18 protein-coding genes and 1 tRNA gene are annotated in these 15,345 nt (G+C 45.2%); 4 read left to right on the plus strand and 15 right to left on the minus strand.

Features of this window, described 5'->3' with window-relative positions; translation table 11 throughout:
• From fabD to K339_RS0101065, 3 genes are all read left to right on the plus strand, one after another.
• Positions 1–876 carry an ACP S-malonyltransferase gene (gene fabD, locus K339_RS0101050; RefSeq protein ID WP_028521942.1) on the plus strand — a complete coding sequence of 292 codons (876 nt, stop codon included), beginning with the start codon at positions 1–3 and terminating at the stop codon, positions 874–876.
• Positions 877–1,012: 136 nt separating this feature from the next.
• Positions 1,013–1,083 (plus strand) — tRNA-Gln (locus tag K339_RS0101060).
• A gap of 106 nt (positions 1,084–1,189) precedes the next feature.
• A complete protein-coding gene (locus tag K339_RS0101065) occupies positions 1,190–2,434 on the plus strand; it encodes a site-specific integrase (protein ID WP_028521943.1) in 1,245 nt (414 codons plus the stop codon).
• A 203-nt stretch (positions 2,435–2,637) separates the two neighbouring features.
• Here the strand turns inward: K339_RS0101065 and K339_RS0101075 are convergent, their stop codons facing one another.
• Both K339_RS0101075 and K339_RS0101080 read right to left on the minus strand, forming a co-directional pair.
• A complete protein-coding gene (locus K339_RS0101075) occupies positions 2,638–2,904 on the minus strand; it encodes a hypothetical protein (RefSeq protein ID WP_028521944.1) in 267 nt (88 codons plus the stop codon).
• A gap of 62 nt (positions 2,905–2,966) precedes the next feature.
• Entirely contained in the window at positions 2,967–3,542 is a 576-nt protein-coding gene (locus K339_RS0101080) for a phage antirepressor N-terminal domain-containing protein (protein WP_028521945.1), read from the minus strand.
• 145 nt (positions 3,543–3,687) lie between these two features.
• Here K339_RS0101080 and K339_RS36920 point away from each other — a divergent pair, with 145 nt between their 5' ends.
• Complete coding sequence (locus K339_RS36920; RefSeq protein WP_157607435.1) at positions 3,688–3,852, plus strand: hypothetical protein; 165 nt, start codon at positions 3,688–3,690, stop codon at positions 3,850–3,852.
• Between the two features lie 197 nt (positions 3,853–4,049).
• Here the strand turns inward: K339_RS36920 and K339_RS0101090 are convergent, their stop codons facing one another.
• The 13 genes from K339_RS0101090 to K339_RS0101155 all read right to left on the minus strand — a co-directional run bounded on the left by K339_RS0101090 (position 4,050) and on the right by K339_RS0101155 (position 15,343).
• Entirely contained in the window at positions 4,050–4,277 is a 228-nt protein-coding gene (locus tag K339_RS0101090) for a hypothetical protein (RefSeq protein WP_157607436.1), read from the minus strand.
• 22 nt (positions 4,278–4,299) lie between these two features.
• Positions 4,300–4,542: a hypothetical protein gene (locus tag K339_RS0101095; RefSeq protein WP_028521947.1), complete on the minus strand. Its 243-nt coding sequence runs from the start codon at positions 4,540–4,542 to the stop codon at positions 4,300–4,302.
• Between the two features lie 112 nt (positions 4,543–4,654).
• The gene (locus K339_RS0101100) at positions 4,655–5,032 is read right to left on the minus strand and encodes a hypothetical protein (protein ID WP_157607437.1); all 378 of its coding nucleotides are present in this window, start codon (positions 5,030–5,032) and stop codon (positions 4,655–4,657) included.
• 184 nt (positions 5,033–5,216) lie between these two features.
• Complete coding sequence (locus K339_RS0101105) at positions 5,217–8,249, minus strand: phage tail tape measure protein (protein WP_028521949.1); 3,033 nt, start codon at positions 8,247–8,249, stop codon at positions 5,217–5,219.
• 5 nt (positions 8,250–8,254) lie between these two features.
• On the minus strand, positions 8,255–8,752 hold the full coding sequence (locus tag K339_RS0101110; RefSeq protein ID WP_028521950.1) for a hypothetical protein: 498 nt from the start codon (positions 8,750–8,752) through the stop codon (positions 8,255–8,257).
• Positions 8,753–8,754: 2 nt separating this feature from the next.
• On the minus strand, positions 8,755–10,755 hold the full coding sequence (locus tag K339_RS0101115; protein WP_028521951.1) for a hypothetical protein: 2,001 nt from the start codon (positions 10,753–10,755) through the stop codon (positions 8,755–8,757).
• A gap of 91 nt (positions 10,756–10,846) precedes the next feature.
• Positions 10,847–11,200 carry a hypothetical protein gene (locus K339_RS0101120; protein WP_028521952.1) on the minus strand — a complete coding sequence of 118 codons (354 nt, stop codon included), beginning with the start codon at positions 11,198–11,200 and terminating at the stop codon, positions 10,847–10,849.
• Between the two features lie 138 nt (positions 11,201–11,338).
• Complete coding sequence (locus K339_RS0101130; RefSeq protein WP_028521953.1) at positions 11,339–11,821, minus strand: M15 family metallopeptidase; 483 nt, start codon at positions 11,819–11,821, stop codon at positions 11,339–11,341.
• Positions 11,808–12,311 (minus strand): phage holin family protein, encoded by a 504-nt coding sequence (locus K339_RS0101135; protein ID WP_028521954.1) that lies wholly within the window; start codon positions 12,309–12,311, stop codon positions 11,808–11,810. The genes K339_RS0101130 and K339_RS0101135 overlap by 14 nt, the downstream gene beginning before the upstream one ends.
• A 42-nt stretch (positions 12,312–12,353) precedes the next feature.
• Positions 12,354–12,722 carry a hypothetical protein gene (locus tag K339_RS0101140; protein WP_028521955.1) on the minus strand — a complete coding sequence of 123 codons (369 nt, stop codon included), beginning with the start codon at positions 12,720–12,722 and terminating at the stop codon, positions 12,354–12,356.
• Positions 12,719–13,117, minus strand: a complete 399-nt coding sequence (locus tag K339_RS0101145) for a hypothetical protein (protein ID WP_028521956.1) — start codon at positions 13,115–13,117, stop codon at positions 12,719–12,721. Before K339_RS0101145 ends, K339_RS0101140 begins: the two co-directional genes overlap by 4 nt.
• Entirely contained in the window at positions 13,117–13,428 is a 312-nt protein-coding gene (locus tag K339_RS0101150; protein WP_028521957.1) for a hypothetical protein, read from the minus strand. The genes K339_RS0101145 and K339_RS0101150 overlap by 1 nt, the downstream gene beginning before the upstream one ends.
• A 1-nt stretch (position 13,429) precedes the next feature.
• Entirely contained in the window at positions 13,430–15,343 is a 1,914-nt protein-coding gene (locus K339_RS0101155; RefSeq protein ID WP_028521958.1) for a phage head spike fiber domain-containing protein, read from the minus strand.
• Between the last annotated feature and the right edge of the window lie 2 nt (positions 15,344–15,345).

The following is a 15,345-nucleotide window of genomic DNA, read 5'->3' on the forward strand; positions in this document are numbered from 1 at the left end:
ATGAAAGCATACGTATTTCCTGGCCAAGGTTCGCAGTTTAGCGGCATGGGCAAAGACCTCTACGAAAACAATGCTCAAGCACGCGCGCTCTTCGATAAAGCCAACGAAATTTTAGGATTTGAGATAACCAAGGTCATGTTTGAAGGAACCGACGAAGAACTCAAGCAAACCAATGTTACTCAACCTGCGATTTTCCTGCACTCCGTTATTTTAGCTTCGACTGTCGCCGATTTTGCCCCCGAGATGGTAGCAGGCCACTCGCTTGGCGAATTTTCTGCCTTGGTAGCAGCAGGTGCATTGTCGTTTGAAGATGCACTCCGATTGGTGGCACAACGCGCGGCCGCCATGCAGCGCGCCTGTGAGCTAACGCCATCGACCATGGCGGCCGTACTTGGGCTTGACGACGAAAAAATCGAGCAAATTTGCGCTTCGGTAGAAGGCGAAGTAGTCGTGGCGGCCAACTTCAACTGCCCAGGCCAAGTAGTTATCTCAGGCTCACACGAAGGAGTTCGTTTGGCTGGTGAAAAGCTCAAAGAAGCAGGAGCCAAGCGCGTGTTGCCACTTCCTGTAGGCGGAGCATTCCACTCACCGCTGATGGAACCTGCCCGCGAAGAATTGGCAGCGGCAATTGAAAACACGCAATTCAGCGAACCACGTTGCCCTATTTACCAAAACGTAAATGCCCAAGCCGCTACCGACGTCGCAACAATCAAAGCCAACCTCATTTCACAGCTCACGGCTCCAGTACGCTGGACGCAGTCGGTGAAAAACATGGTAGCAGATGGCGCAACCGAATTTGTGGAATGTGGCCCAGGTAAAGTTCTTCAAGGATTGGTTAAAAAAATCGCTCCTGAAGCGGCAACAGCGGCGGTTTAGTCAAAAAAAATATTCACACAAAACCACTGAATATCAAGCAAAAGGCGTTTTTTGAAAAATTTATTCTCATTTTTTTTCCAAAAAACGCTTGACACGTAACCAAGAAAGCCGTACTTTTGCACCACCAAAACGGAATTGGTGGATGGTGTAATGGTAACACAGAAGATTTTGGTTCTTTTATTCAGGGTTCGAGTCCTTGTCCGCCAACGAAACACTTTAAAACCCCTCAAATCAGCGAATTTGAGGGGTTTTTTCTTTCTAAAACTTCTCGAAAACTGAAAATCCAACCACCTTTTTCTAAAATTTCGCGAAAATGAAAACGACTGTAAGCCTCCTCAAAGGCTCTTACGTAAAGCAAAACGGCACCGTAGCGCTATACCTGTATATCTACGTTAATGGAGAAAAAGACCAACTTCCGCTAAATATCAGTTGGCCCAAAGATTTGGTAAGCGAAGAAGAAAATAAGGTACTACCTCGAAAAAAAAACGATAAAGAAGCCAATGATTACAACCTTATTATCACAGATCAAATAGCGAAGCTGAACGACATTTTCATCGTTTGCCGTTTGGCCGACAAACCACTTACGCTATCTGAAGTAAAAAAAGAATACCTGGAATACGAGAAACGTAAGGATTTTGTGGCCTATATGGAGAAAAAAATAAAGGAGCGTTTCTACAGAAAAAAAATTACGGAAGGTACCCGAAAATCACACAAAAACGCTTGGCTATGGCTGCGGGCGTACAAAAACACGATTAGTTACAACGACCTCACCAAAAAGCTGATTGAAAACTACGAAGCCTGGCTGCAAAAACAGACCAATAAACGAACCAACGATGACAAAAAGTTGGATAAAAATACCATCGCCAATCTCCTAAAATATGTACGCGCCTACATTAATCTAGCCATTAAAGACGGCATTTCTATCGACAACCCCTTTAAAAAAGCCGATGTAGTAACGAATCAGGATGAAAAGCAAATCGAACATTTGCTCCCAAATCAAGTGGCTGACTTGATGGATGTGTATGAGAATGAGAGCCTGCCAATGGGCGAAAAACTTACCTTGTGTCGCTTTTTGGTGGCGTGTACCCTTAGCCTACGTATTTCCGACATTCTGGCTTTCGATGAAAACAAAATAGAATATTACCGCGTAACTCGACGCCTGGCATTTCACCCACAAAAGCAGGTCGTGACAAAACGCCTTAAAACTATCTATGTCCCCATCGACCCGATTGCGATGGGCTACTTAGAAGACCTTATTTTCTTGCAAAATCAGGCCACGGCGCAAAATCTAAAAATATCGGAAGCCTACGGGCGAAAGGTATTAAAGAAACTATCGAAGCGTTATAAAATAAATATCGACGGCTACCACACGGGGCGCCACACGTTTGCTACAAATTATCTACGCGCTGGGGGAAAAGTACACGAATTACAGCAGATACTTGGCCACACAAATATTCAAACTACGATGCGGTATGTACACATTGTAGAAGACGATCAAGAATCTGCCATGCTTCAGCTTTCCAACTTCTATCAGGGCTTTAGAACAAATAAGCCCTGATAGAAGTTGGCTTGGAAATTAAACTTTTATTGACCTTAAATGTGCTATGTAAGTATCATAGGTAAGTTGAGCTCTCATCTTTGCGTTTTGAAGCTCTTCTTCTAACGCTTTAACCTTTGCCTCTAAGGCTTTTTCAGCCATCGACGCCTTTACGTAACTTTCAAGTAGTTACTCTGTGGTGGTTTTCATTGTTGTATTGTTTATTAGTTGACATAAATTTCATTGTAGTTCTCCATCATAATCATCAAGAACTCATGCTTTTGTTCTTCAAGCATTTCGCGCTGATGATTGTTGTAATTTTGGAGGCCATTAATTTCACGGTGGAGCCTGGCACGATCTTCGTTTAGCAGTATTCTAGTTTGCTTCAGTATATCTATTTGCTCCTCGTACTCTTTTAGTCGCCTATAAAGTACATCAATGGTCCCTTTGGCTTCTTGAAGTTCTTTCTTAACTTTGTCTAAGTTCTCCATTTCGGTATTTGTCTAGGTGAACGAGTTGGGGTAGCGTGCTGGTAACACGCTACCCTTTTTTGTTAGTTGTTGACAGACTCTTCTTCCATCATTTCTTCTACCAAAATCATCAGCGATTCTTTTTGGTCTTTGGTAAGTCGGTAAGATTGTTGCTGCTTCAATGTGTTAATTTCCTGCCAACGCACAAACTCAGGATTTTCCAATAAACGCATTTTTAGCCGACGGGCTTCTACTTCCAGCTCAGCACGCTCTTTTATGCTTTCTGTTAGGCTACGTACCTTAGCATGAAAGTGAGAATACAACGCATCGTAACATTCACGTTTGTACTGACGCAAATTCTCACGGGTCTCTTCGCTCATGGTGTTACTGTACTTAATGCTAAAAATCCAGCCGTAAATAAACTCCTCAGGCAAACAAGTAAATGCCCTTTTCTGCTTGTCAGATGGTAGCTGGGTTGTGTGTTCACACACCTCAGCTGCTAAATCTTCATCCTTTTTCAACTCTCTAATTTGCCAATCCGCATCTATTTGGAGGGCTTCACAAAGTGGGCGAATCAACACATAATTTACGCCATTATCTACCAAATAGTAAACAGGGCGATTTAAAACTAAAATCGACTTCAAAACTAACTTTTTCATAAATCATCTGTTGTTTAAGTGAACGATGTCACAAATATAAATTGTAAATAATCAAATAACCAAATATTATTTACAATATTATTTCAATCATAATTATAATAATCAAATAATATTTACATTTGCGACATAAATAATTTCACAAACTATGAAAAGAATAAGCGTTGATTTTGACGAAGAACTTTGGGGTAAGCTAATTTCGATTCAAGCCCAAGAATCAATCAAGACTCAAAAAAAAGTAAGCCTTTCTAAAATAATTACGGATATGGTAAAGATTGGCTTGGAGTCAAAAACAAAAAACCCCGCTGAGTAGCGGGGTTTTTCTTTACCAGTCTTTTTTCTCGAAAGATACATCAATACAATTTTGCTATCAAATTTACCCCGCAGCAGCTCCTTTAGAGGAATGCGGCCGCAAAAATATGCTATCAAAAAAAACAAGAACAACCTCCATCAGTGCCTGAGCCGCGTCGGTACCGATGGAGGTTGTTGAGAAAATGATAGCGTTTTTGATTAAAGTAGTACAGCTAAAATTTCGTTGGGGTGTTGAGATCCCATAAAAAACATTTTTTCGGTGAATGGTTCAGTCTCGGCCTTCTTGGCCTCGTAGATTATAGCCTTATCTAGCCTATTATCATACAACTGATAGAGCTCCTCGCCATCAATGGCTACCTCTTTGATTTTAAAAAAAAGTGGGGAGCGCTTAACCAGCTCTTGCCCACTTATTAGTTTATTGGTCATTTGAGTAGATTTGATTATAGGATTATTCTTCAATATTCTCAGGCCAGTTAAACCCGTAGTTTACGAGAATCACCCCCATTTGGTAGAAATACTTCTCTGGGATGCGACGCGCTCCTTTCGACTCTTTTGCCTTACGAATAGTGTCTTTCGGCATCCCTATTTCTGTCTCTAATCCGCGTACAGAAATGAGCGGGTGAGAGTTAAGAAAGGATAGAAAGTGATTTGAAAGGAAATCGCCTCCTTCGTCTTGTTGTTGTTTTTCCATATATTTGCCCTCGCGACGGAGGAATTTAAAAATGCTGTGTTCTTTTAACGAGAACTTAATCGTACCTGTCGTAATTGTTTAAATCCCCTTGACTGCAATCAAGGGGATTTTTTTATTTTGACATTTTCTTTTTTAGCAAATACGCTAATGCTACTGGAGGCAAAAAGCAGCTAACACCCTGAAAATCGCTCTGTTTTTTTATCTCAGAAAAGGGACGAATTCCCTCATAAAAACAAATGTCTCTTCCATGTTCCCTGATAAACGCTATGGCTTCTTTCCGAGATATTTCGACGTCAAAAACACTTAGGTAGTCGTCTATTCCATCATGAATCATTGAGACGATACACGAGAGAAATTTAACATACTGCTCAATTTTATCTCCATCGCTCGAGCCAGATATTTCGTCGTTTTGCTGGAACGCAGTCAGCCTAGGCAACTCTTTTTCGTAGTAATGCGCAGAATTGAAAAAAAACATGTCAGCCGTTTTCATTGTCGTAATTGTTTGATTTTTAAGTTTTCCCGCTGCAACGGGGTTGGTCACTCAACCAACGATACAAAGATAAGGGGTATTTTTTATTTGTCCTAATACTAGGACAATTATTTTTACAAAATCACACTATTTATTTTCATTCCAAACAAAAAAGCCCCCGCACTTGCAGGGGCTTTCGATAGCATTACGCCGCATCCTCCCTAATAAAATCTATAAAATCTCGGTACTTTTCAAATTCCGAATAATTAAACTGAATCGTTTGCCTTTGGTTGAGTTTGGCCGAAATCTCTTGCAACAGAGGTATAAGTACCTGCAAATCGCTCGTGTTTCCTCCAGTACCGCCCGTGGGCATTGGTTGTCCCTTGCGGTACATCTCTAACATAGATGCAATGTTGGCAATCACAGGGTTTTTCAGCATTGGATTGCTGATAATGTACTCTTTTCCCGCTTCACCAGCAATATAACTTCTCCTTCCAAGATTAAACAACGTTGGACCAGAGGTAAAACCTTGCGGCTGTCCGCTATTATCACCATATAAACTGCTAAAATCAGAAAAACCTCCAGTAGCTTTTTTTGCAAATGTCGGAGCGGAAGGAGTATCGCTACTAGAAATAATCGTTCTTGCTTTTGCAATATTGGTTGCTATTAAGGCTACATATCCCGCTATTTTTATGGCCATATCTATAGGTGTAAGGCTTGTAGAAGTTGCTGCCGCTACTGCTGCAGATATTGCTACACCAGAGTCAATAGCAATTTTTGCGAGTGCGACGGCCTTCTGAAACCCTGCCATTTCTTCTGTATTTGATGCTACCATGTCCAAAATAGCCCCAGAAGCATCTGCAAAAGAATATAACAAATCGGTTCTTTTTTGCGCAGACTCCTTGTCGTTTTCTTTCTTTAGAGCGTTTTGAGCAATATGATTTTTGGTTATCTGAGCTTCTATTTCAGTAGTTTCTTTCCCAAAAGCTTTCAGTAAATTCAACTGAGCTCCCAAGCGAGCCGCTTCATTGTCCAGTAAAGCAACATTCAAAAGCTCTTGACTTATGAGCTGATTTGCCTCTTTACCTTTCAAAAGATCCGCTTGTTCATCAAACACTTTATTGGTAAATGCCAGTGCATTGGCTAAATCGGTAGCTTTTTTATCAGCAGCCGCCTTCTGCAATTCCTCTTGTTTTTTTGCTATTTCACGTTCCACATTAAGTGTATCTTCTCCATACAACTCAGTAAACTCCTTTTTTTTCTGCAAAAAATCAAGCTCTTTTTGTAACCTTTGTTCTCGCAAATCATCCTCATTAAATTTTCCTTGCGCTGCTTTTTGCTCTATTTCTAAATAGTGCAAATCGTATTCATGAGTAAGGTCTTTTAGTAGGTTAGCCAAATTCGCTTTACGTTCTTTTTCTGCTTCATCATACACGTCATTCCAAGCCTCCATTTCGTCTTTTGTAGCCTCTATCCACGTTTTTGTGCTTACGCCAGGCGTTGTCGGAGCTTTCTTCTTTTTCTCCTTGCTTCCAGCGTCTCCACCTGTTTTTGGACTTCCATCGGTAGGTGGAAGTGGCGGTGGCGGTGTTTTTACGGGGCTTTGAGTTGTTGTTTTTTTGGTAGGAGTCTCCGTTTTTTTTGCGGGCTCTTCAAACCAAGAATTAACCCTGTCAATATTCTTTTGCCTATTTTTCATAAGGTTATCCATGTTAGCCGCTGGATTAATCTTAAACTGGCTACCAAAAAAGTTCATAACCTTCTTGCCGCTATTAATAAGCACGTCGAAATACCCAATCAACGTCGCCGTTTCGTTAATAACCACCACAACCGCCGCCGCCACTAACTTAAAAACCACCCCAATACCCTTGGTGACATCCATGGCCAGTTTGCCCGCATCTCCATAGCCTGTCATCGTAACCGTTAGCTCTCGAATGCTTACCAAAAGGTCGCCGATAACATCCACAATCCCAAAGACAATGTCCATAAAATTGTCGGAATCTTCAACCATTTCTCTAAGCGTAGTAAGCACCTCGGTAGCCCATTTATAAAGACCACGAAACGCCCCCGAAAGCTTCTCGCCGATGGCAACATAAAGTTGATTAACCGTAACGGAATACCGTTGTGCCTCGTAGTCTAAGGCCGACATATTTATTGCTGCCATTTTTTCGGCAGCGCCTTTATTCTCAATCTCTTTCGTCCATTTTTGCAACAATGGCATATTTTGAAGCAAAATATTGGCTCCAGCTACGTTTTCGGTATTAAACTGTTCAGTGATTTGTTTGACGCTCAAGTTCTTCTTTCCCAAGTTGTCTAGCGCTTTCATCAGCCCTACTACTTTCGGGTTGGTGTCGTCAGCACCTGCACCTAGTTTCAATAAAATAGCCCTAAGTTGCGTTCCTGCCATTTCGCCCGTCAAACCATTTTTCACAAATAGCTGAAGTACGGCGTTAGTTTCACCAAAGCTCACCCCCATTGTGTTTGCTGCAACCCCTGCGTATTTCATTCCATCCACGACCTGATTAAGTTCAGCAGCGCCGAGCGCAAACCCCTGAGACATCACATCTACAAAATGTTTGGCTTCTTGGGCATCTTTCCCGAATTGGTTGAGCATCATCGAAAGCGATTCCCCCGCATCAGGCAAATCGAGTTTTCCTGCCCTCGCAAACAGCATAGCGCTTTCCATCATCTCCTTCATGGCGTCGCTACTACCCACCAGCTCCGATTTTGCCGAGCCAATTTTTGTGGCAGCCTCTAAATACATCTCGGCAGTGTAGCCCATCTGTGGGCCTAGTTTTTTGGCTTGCTGTTCAAGGTCAGATAGCACTTCGTTGCTCATAAGCGTAGCCGACTGCAATCCTTTTGCGGCTTTTTCGTAGCTCATAAAAGCCGCTTTGGCCTGCTGGGCTATGCTTACTATTGCTCTTCCTGCTTGCTCAACGATATTTCCACCCAATACGCCCGCTGCAATCGTAGCCGACTGAGTTTTGAATTTATCCCATGCGCTTCTAACCTCTCCGATTGCCTGTTTTTGTCGGATATACTCCTCGGTTAGCGCCCTTTTTTTTGCAATAAGGTCTTTGTACAATGCAGGATTATCGGCCTCTTTCAAGGCTCGTAACTCCTTGGTAACGGCACTTACCGCCGTTCCTACCTCTTTTAGGCTTGTTTTCGCCCCTTCACCGTTGATAATTAGGGTGACGGTGCTCTTTACGTTATCGGTGTTTGGTTTTGCCATGGTGATTAGATATTGACGGTTACTTGAACATCGTCGGGGCTAATAAACTGCGCCGATAAGGCGGCCATTGCCTCGGCGGTAATTTCGGCCAATCGGTCTTTTTCAAAAACATATTGGGGAGAAAACCACGGTTTCGGTTTTCGTTTGTTTCCCGTCCCCGCACGGCCTTCAAAGAGCAATCTGCCCGTTTGGCGCTCCACGAGGGTAGTGCCCTTCCCTACACCCATATCGACGAATCGCCCGTAGAAATTGAAGGAAAGATTGGCGCTTACTACGCTGTTGCCCTTGCGGACGTTGAACCGAAAACTATCGTCCAAATCGCCTTCGTGGCCTATATTCATCGTGTCGATATTGCGCCGCAAACGCTCCACAAACACGGGCATAAACGCGCGCAAAATCTCCACGCTTTTGGCGGTGATTTGGACGTCGGGAATGACGTTATTAGGCACTCCAGGAATTACGTCGGATGCGCGGCTCAAGCCCCGCCAATTTCTTCTACTCATGGTTATGTTGGTACAACGAAATAATCTGGACTGGGTAACAAAGCCATAGTGATTTGCGTGGGTGGCTCTTGCTCGTTCTGGGCTTCGATGTAGTTCAACCAGTTGGCTTCGATAAGTAGTTCCGTGCCGTCCATGGTGGCGGTAAGTTCTTCTCTGCCTACGCCCATCGCGTCGTAGGTTGTTTTTTCGTAAAAAATCGTAAGCCCCGCCACGGCCTGTTTTTTGGATTGGTCTTGGCTGGTATAGGCGCGCACATAGACATCAATCAGGCTATCGTCTGTATGCAGCATAAATTCCATGCGTAGCCATACTATCGCATTAACGCCCGACGTATTGGGGCCAATCGCGCCTGGTAAGGTTGGATATGCGTACAGCTTCGCCTCTATCCAGCCATTTCGCCCAGGGAGTTTTGCCACGAGTTTTTCGATGAAAAATCGACTTAAAACCCTGTCACGTCCCCTAATACCTAGCTTTTTGGAAAGCGAAAGCCGCATAAACTCCGCCACTGGAAGCAGTAGCTTCAGCTGTGCGTTTCGGGTGTTTGCGAGAAAGGTGTAGAACGGCTTTTGGAAAACCTCGTAAACGCTCTTCAAATCGCGCGGATCGTCGGCAAGTGTGCCTATAATCGCCTGATTAAAATCATACCTCGAAGACGAAAGCATGGGGTACAACTCGCCGTTGGCATCTTTCTGCCATCCTCGGTACGTCATCAGCCGAATCGCAAAATCTTCCTTCAGCTCGGTGCCATCGAAGAACCCATCCGCCCCCGCGTACCGAAGCCCTTGGAAGTTACCAGGCTGTTTCGACACGGGCACAAGCCACGTGCCTAGTACGTCTTTCCCGCCCGCGTTGATTCTCACCCTTTTTCCCATCGCCACGGTGGCGACTTCGTCGGTGATGCTCTTGTCACCGTCGCCAATCGTTGCCGTCTCAAGGCGTTTGATTTCCTTGTCGATAAGGTCATCCCCCGCAAACTTGATGGTGTAACCTCGGTTTTTGGGTGGATCTAATACAATATCATCGGCGGTCGCCCACGTGCTTACGTCTATGGTATCGCCTGTGTTATTAATACCCACAAAGCTTTCTATCGTTACCTGCAAGTTCTTAGAACTTACGTCGATTTGCAGGCAAAAATGCTTTCTAATCGCCCTCAGAAAGTCTATTACTTTCATGCGGGGCAAGTGGTTGGCAATGGTCACAATCATGCCACTGTACGGGCGATCTAAGACCGATTCTAAGGCCACATTGTTGTAGATAACCCTGCGTCGAATCTCATCATCGGCCAGCCACGTGCTTTGCACCGATATACCCAACCACTCGAATATCTTCTCCATTACCCACGCCAAATACGGAAATGGTACCAGGTGATACCCCCACATATCGGCATTTACACTCGGGAAGCCTGGCAACGGGAATCTTACGCTGTAATTACCATCGACGAAGAAGCTCCCTGTTGTCTCCAGCATCCATTTTCCGTAATAGTTGACGTACGGTTGCCGCACAAAGCCACGGGCTTCGGGCTCAAAATCTTCCTCCAAAAATGCCTCGTTGTGGATTGGCGCAAATACCATCGGCTCGTTGCTGGGCATCGCATTGCAGAGCTGAAGTAACTTGGATTTTACTTCGTCAGCGGTTTTCCCGAGCGGGATTTGCTGCGTAAAAATATCCTGAAGGGTTTTGTTTCGCAGGTTCTTATTTACGAGGCTTTCGTCGAGTTTGAGATAGCCCGTTGCCTTATTCCCGTCTATTTTGTAGGACAAAAAACAGCTAGAAAAGAAGAAGTTGTAGAGCTGCACACTTACCTCCAGCTCCTCGTACAGGCGCTGCACTTTGTGGCGATGCTCTAAGAAAATGATGTTATTCGGCGACAAAGGAAACGTGATGGGGTACGTAAACGCCTTGCCCACGTCATCGTCAGCAAACAGCCAGCTGACCCATTCGATTTCGACTCCCGAATCGGGAGCAAGCTGTAATTCGTATCCGTTTCGGGTAATTCTTAGCATAATACTGCAATTTCCGCAGTATTACAGGACAAAAAAAGGAAACAAAAAACCTGTGTAACAGCGCTACACAGGTTTCCAACTAACCCATCAACTACAGCCATTTGGGGCGGAATATCTTGGCGGCCAGCCACATACCTAGCAAGACCGCAAACCCGACAATCGCCCAAATAAATTTCTTTTGCACGCTTTCGAGTGCTTCCACTTCTACGCGCTTCTGCTCAAGCTGCTTTTGCAGCTCTTCGTTTTGCTGCTTCAGCTTATAGTTATTCACTATCAGCGTCGTGTTCTCCGCCTCGTAGAGCTTCGATTTTTCAGCGAGCTTGGTGATGACAATCAAATCACCCCGATCGATGTCAATTTTTTGGGCGTGCGAGATACTGCAAACGACGACGTAAATCATCGTCAGAGATACCCCTATAAATACTGTCAATACGCGATTTTTCATAATTAAGAAATATTTGGTTGGTTTTGGTAACAGAATCAATTTTCGCAAAATCAGCCCGAAGGCCGTTGACCGCGCGGAGAATTTGGCGGTTGGTGGTGCAGGCCGTGGCGAGCAAAAGCAGGGCAAAAAATAGGGATTTCATATCGAAATGTAGTCTTGTTTTGGGGTTATTTTCGCTTTGGCCTGCGCAATGCTTAGGCCAAAAGTCTTCTGAAAATGCGGTAAATCGGTTTTGGGCTTGGCCCAATCTCCACCCCATTCCCACCCAAACGATTTAAAGATTTTTACGACTTCAATCCAGTCGGCAACGCCGTCCTTGTCGAAGTCGGCGACGCTGTCGAAGCTCACCATTTTGCCCGAAATATGCACGAGGCAAATATCAACCGCAAGGCCATAATTGTGCCACGAGTCTCCACCCCGCGCCCACGTTACCACGCGCCCTGGGCGGGTACGCCCCTGCGCAAACAGGTCATTTTGTTCCTGGAACGTTCGAAGCGTCCACGTAAGCCGTGGCTTCCATTCCCCTGTAAGCGCCTTCTCTGCTTGTTCGAGGATAGCAGTAAGCTCGGCACGCACTTTGGGATGCGCAAGCTGTATTCGATCTAAACTAATTTTGTCCATCGGTATTTGTGGGGTTAAGGTCCTGTACTCGACCCGAAGCATCGAAACGTTTTAAGTAGGCCAGAATCCAGCTCGGTATTAAGTTGGGCTTAATTGCCCCCACTTTTTCGAGAATCGAAATTGCTTCTCGAACCAGTATGGCCACGTAAAACATATTGTTAACCCACTGGAAGAAAGCCACTTCCCTGCCGTCTATCTTCAAGTGGGTTAGGACGTGACACATTATTAGGAATAGCGCGTAGATGATGTGTTTCTCGAAATACCCCGCAAATCCCTTACTCGAAAGTTGCTGATTTCTGAGGGCTAACCACACGCCTAAAATCGTGTCTATGTGGGTGATGATTAACAGGCTAATCACGAACTGCCAATCCGAAAACAGATATACGTTCACGATGTCCAGCACCGTTTTCAGTAAGCCCGTCAAGGCCATTGCGAAAATCAACGTGGGCTTGTGGCTGTAATAGTCAAAAAAATCGAGCATTTTTTTCATAATTGAAAGTGTTTCTAACGAGGGAAAGTAGGGTAATTAGAGTCATTTCGCTGCCTTCTCCACGTGATTTTGGTCTATTCGATTAAGTTGTTTCGCCACCCACGCCTCGAATTTTGAAAGCGTAAAAAGCTCCTTATTCTTCCCCAAAACTCTCGAAATAGAATCGTTTGGGTCGCCATATTGGTATCCGCGCTTACGTTTTCGGAATACGTCGTTTAGGAAATCCCCCCACGACACATTAATAACTACGTCGTAGATGTAGGCGAGATCAAAAAATAGTTCGCTAAGGCTGTCAATGAATACTCTACGCACGAAGGCGTAGAGTATTCCGACGGGGCACAATAAAAGTGCTACGTTGTAGGCGAGCAAGAACAATACCCACGCGATTGCAAGATTTAGGGCGCGTTTCATCCTAGTTCGACACTTTCTAGTTGCAAGTTAAACCCTTCCATACTCCCATAAAAAAGCGCGTTAAACGCCTCCAGCTGCGGGTTAATCGCCTCGATAATCACGGGGGTTCCGATGGCGCGGAACAAAGCATCCCACAAAACGTAAGGAATATCTTGCTCTTTTTCGTCCACCAAAATAGACGTTGCCATCGGGGCTTGGACTTCCACTTCCTGCTCCACAGGCTCGATTTCGCCCTCGGGCGTTACAAGCTGCGTTTCTTTCTTGCACCAATGGGTTGCTAGAAACTCGACCTTAATCCGCACGGTTTCGGCGGTAAGGTCTTGTATTTTTGTTATTCTCGCTCTCGTTACATTAAGTACGAGGCGAAAATCTTGAGGTTTGAGTGTCGCTAACATTATACGATATAAGGTATTAGTTCTACTGTTAAGATTGTCCCCACAGCTGCATTGTGCAGCAGGGTGTAATTTGTATCGGCAAGGTAAACACCATCACTCGGCGCGGTGGGTAGCGTTGCCGTGCCGTTCACGATTGCGAGCGTGAACGGGTACGGTCGGCGAATTGTGTAGGAAACTTGCGCTCCCGTGCCGAAGAAATTAATTTCCTGCCTAAGCAATTTTCTCCGAAGTTGCTCCATGTTCAAGAAAGCAACTTCGCCAAGGAAGCCATTTGGCTGCAATTGTTCGGACTTGTGCCCTGCTAAGTTCATGTCAATACGATGTTAGAGCTTGAAGTTGTGAGTCGGAAAGGGCATAAGGGTAGTAGTATAGGCGCTTGATATGCCCGTTCCAGTAGTGTTGACCATTTTTCGCGCCTATATACATGGCATTTATAAGCATGGCTGTGCTGTAATTACTCGTTGTTGCAACGTTAGACGCGTTAACGCATAGCCTTCTTCCAACACCAGACTGAAAGGCCATAGCGACCTTTTTCCAGTTTTCGGCAATATCTGTACCAGTAATACTAAAATAACTAGTACCATCGTTTGATTCGATAAGAGTAGGTCCAACGCGCCCAATTATCGCGTTAGACCCTGAGCTAATCACGACGCCAAAACTCTCGCGCCCACCTCGCGCTTCAACATAAAAAGTTCCCTGGTTTGCGTTATAGAAGCGAGAAAACGCACCCCCCACCACACTTGGCACATCTGCCGCGCGCGTTACTGTAGTGCTAGCTGTTGGAATGTAGGAAGTTGGGAAAGCGCCTTTTTCTAATTGTGCCCCCCACAAAAAGAACGTACCTGAATTTATTTCCGCGGCCCCTTCAGCTTCTGTGTCGATGCGACAATCGATCGAATTCTGCGTCGTGTAACCATTTACGGTAAGTGTTACACTGTAACGAGTCGGCACACTTGTCAGCATAAAAGTGGCGATAGATATATTAATTAGGGGGGACTTTATGAAGAGATATATGCTTATTTTAATCTGCGTGGGCGCCCACGCAAAAACGCTAAACGTATATTTATCTCCTTCTGCAAGTGTTAGATTAGTAGGGGGCGAGACGCGAATAAATTTATCTTCGCCCTCTTGAATATCTATCCTAATAGCAGAACTGCTAGCGTCGGGGGAGGTAATATTCTCGGTTATAGTTAATCCAGGCTTAAGACTGCGGGTTCCTAGATTATTGCTGTGCAATAGCAGATTTGTCCTACTCTCTTCACCCAACAAACCAAGGCACTCCCCTGTAAGCGGGTCGAAATCTATTCGAGGCACATTGGGCGCAGCTGTCCGCATTATACCTCTCGCATCGAAGTAGGTTGCGATGCTATTTCTTGCAAAGGTAATTTCTCTCGAAACACTTCGCGAGTTCGCGAAGTCTAGCATTAAGGTAGGGCGAACGCTAGGAAATCCTGTACTATTGCCTAGCGAAATCGCCTGCGCCGCCGCCGCACTTGCAGCAGCTTGTGTTTGCGATGCCGCCGCTTCGCCTGCTTTCGTTGTTGCAGTATTTGCGCTGGCGGCGGCTGCACTTGCCGATGCAGCAGCTTCGCCTGCCTTGTTAAGTGCCTGTTGCGCCGAAAGGGCAGCAGCATCCGCGTAGTCGTTTGCTAGTTCCTCAGAGGCATCTGCTGCACTTGCCGATGCAGCAGCTTCGACTGCTTTTATCGCAGCGATGTTTGCGGCGGTTTCGGCCGCCACCCGAGCCGAGTTAACAGCGCTATTCCACTGTGCTTCCGTTCCTGTATACCCATACTTATATATAGCAATCTCATAGGCACTATAGCCTCTGTATATACTCGCAAGCGTTGTATTCGAGGTAAGACCTGCCTCCGAAATATTTAGGGTAACGTTTAGGTCTATGACATCTTTCGTGCCCGCATCCTGCATCGCAAACGGGGACTCGAAGAAATATAGACCGTACGGTTTTGTGTGTTTTACGCGCAAAATCGTATCCGTAAGCGCGATTGTGAGCGGTATTCCCCCCGTAAAATTTCGGGTAACATTCGAGATAAGCTTAATAAGAAACACGCGCGGGTCGTCGGTAGCAACAACGCTTTCGTCTTCGAGCGAAGCCACCTCGCGGCCTTGCAATGCAGCAGTTATATTAATAATCCGCGCGGGGTCGTAGGTTTCGGGGAAGGTCACGCCGATGGTGACCGTGTCCCCCTTTATAAGGTCTGCCATTG

Origin of the sequence: Runella limosa DSM 17973 (genome assembly GCF_000482465.1) — a bacterium.
In the GTDB taxonomy this organism is placed as follows: domain Bacteria; phylum Bacteroidota; class Bacteroidia; order Cytophagales; family Spirosomataceae; genus Runella; species Runella limosa.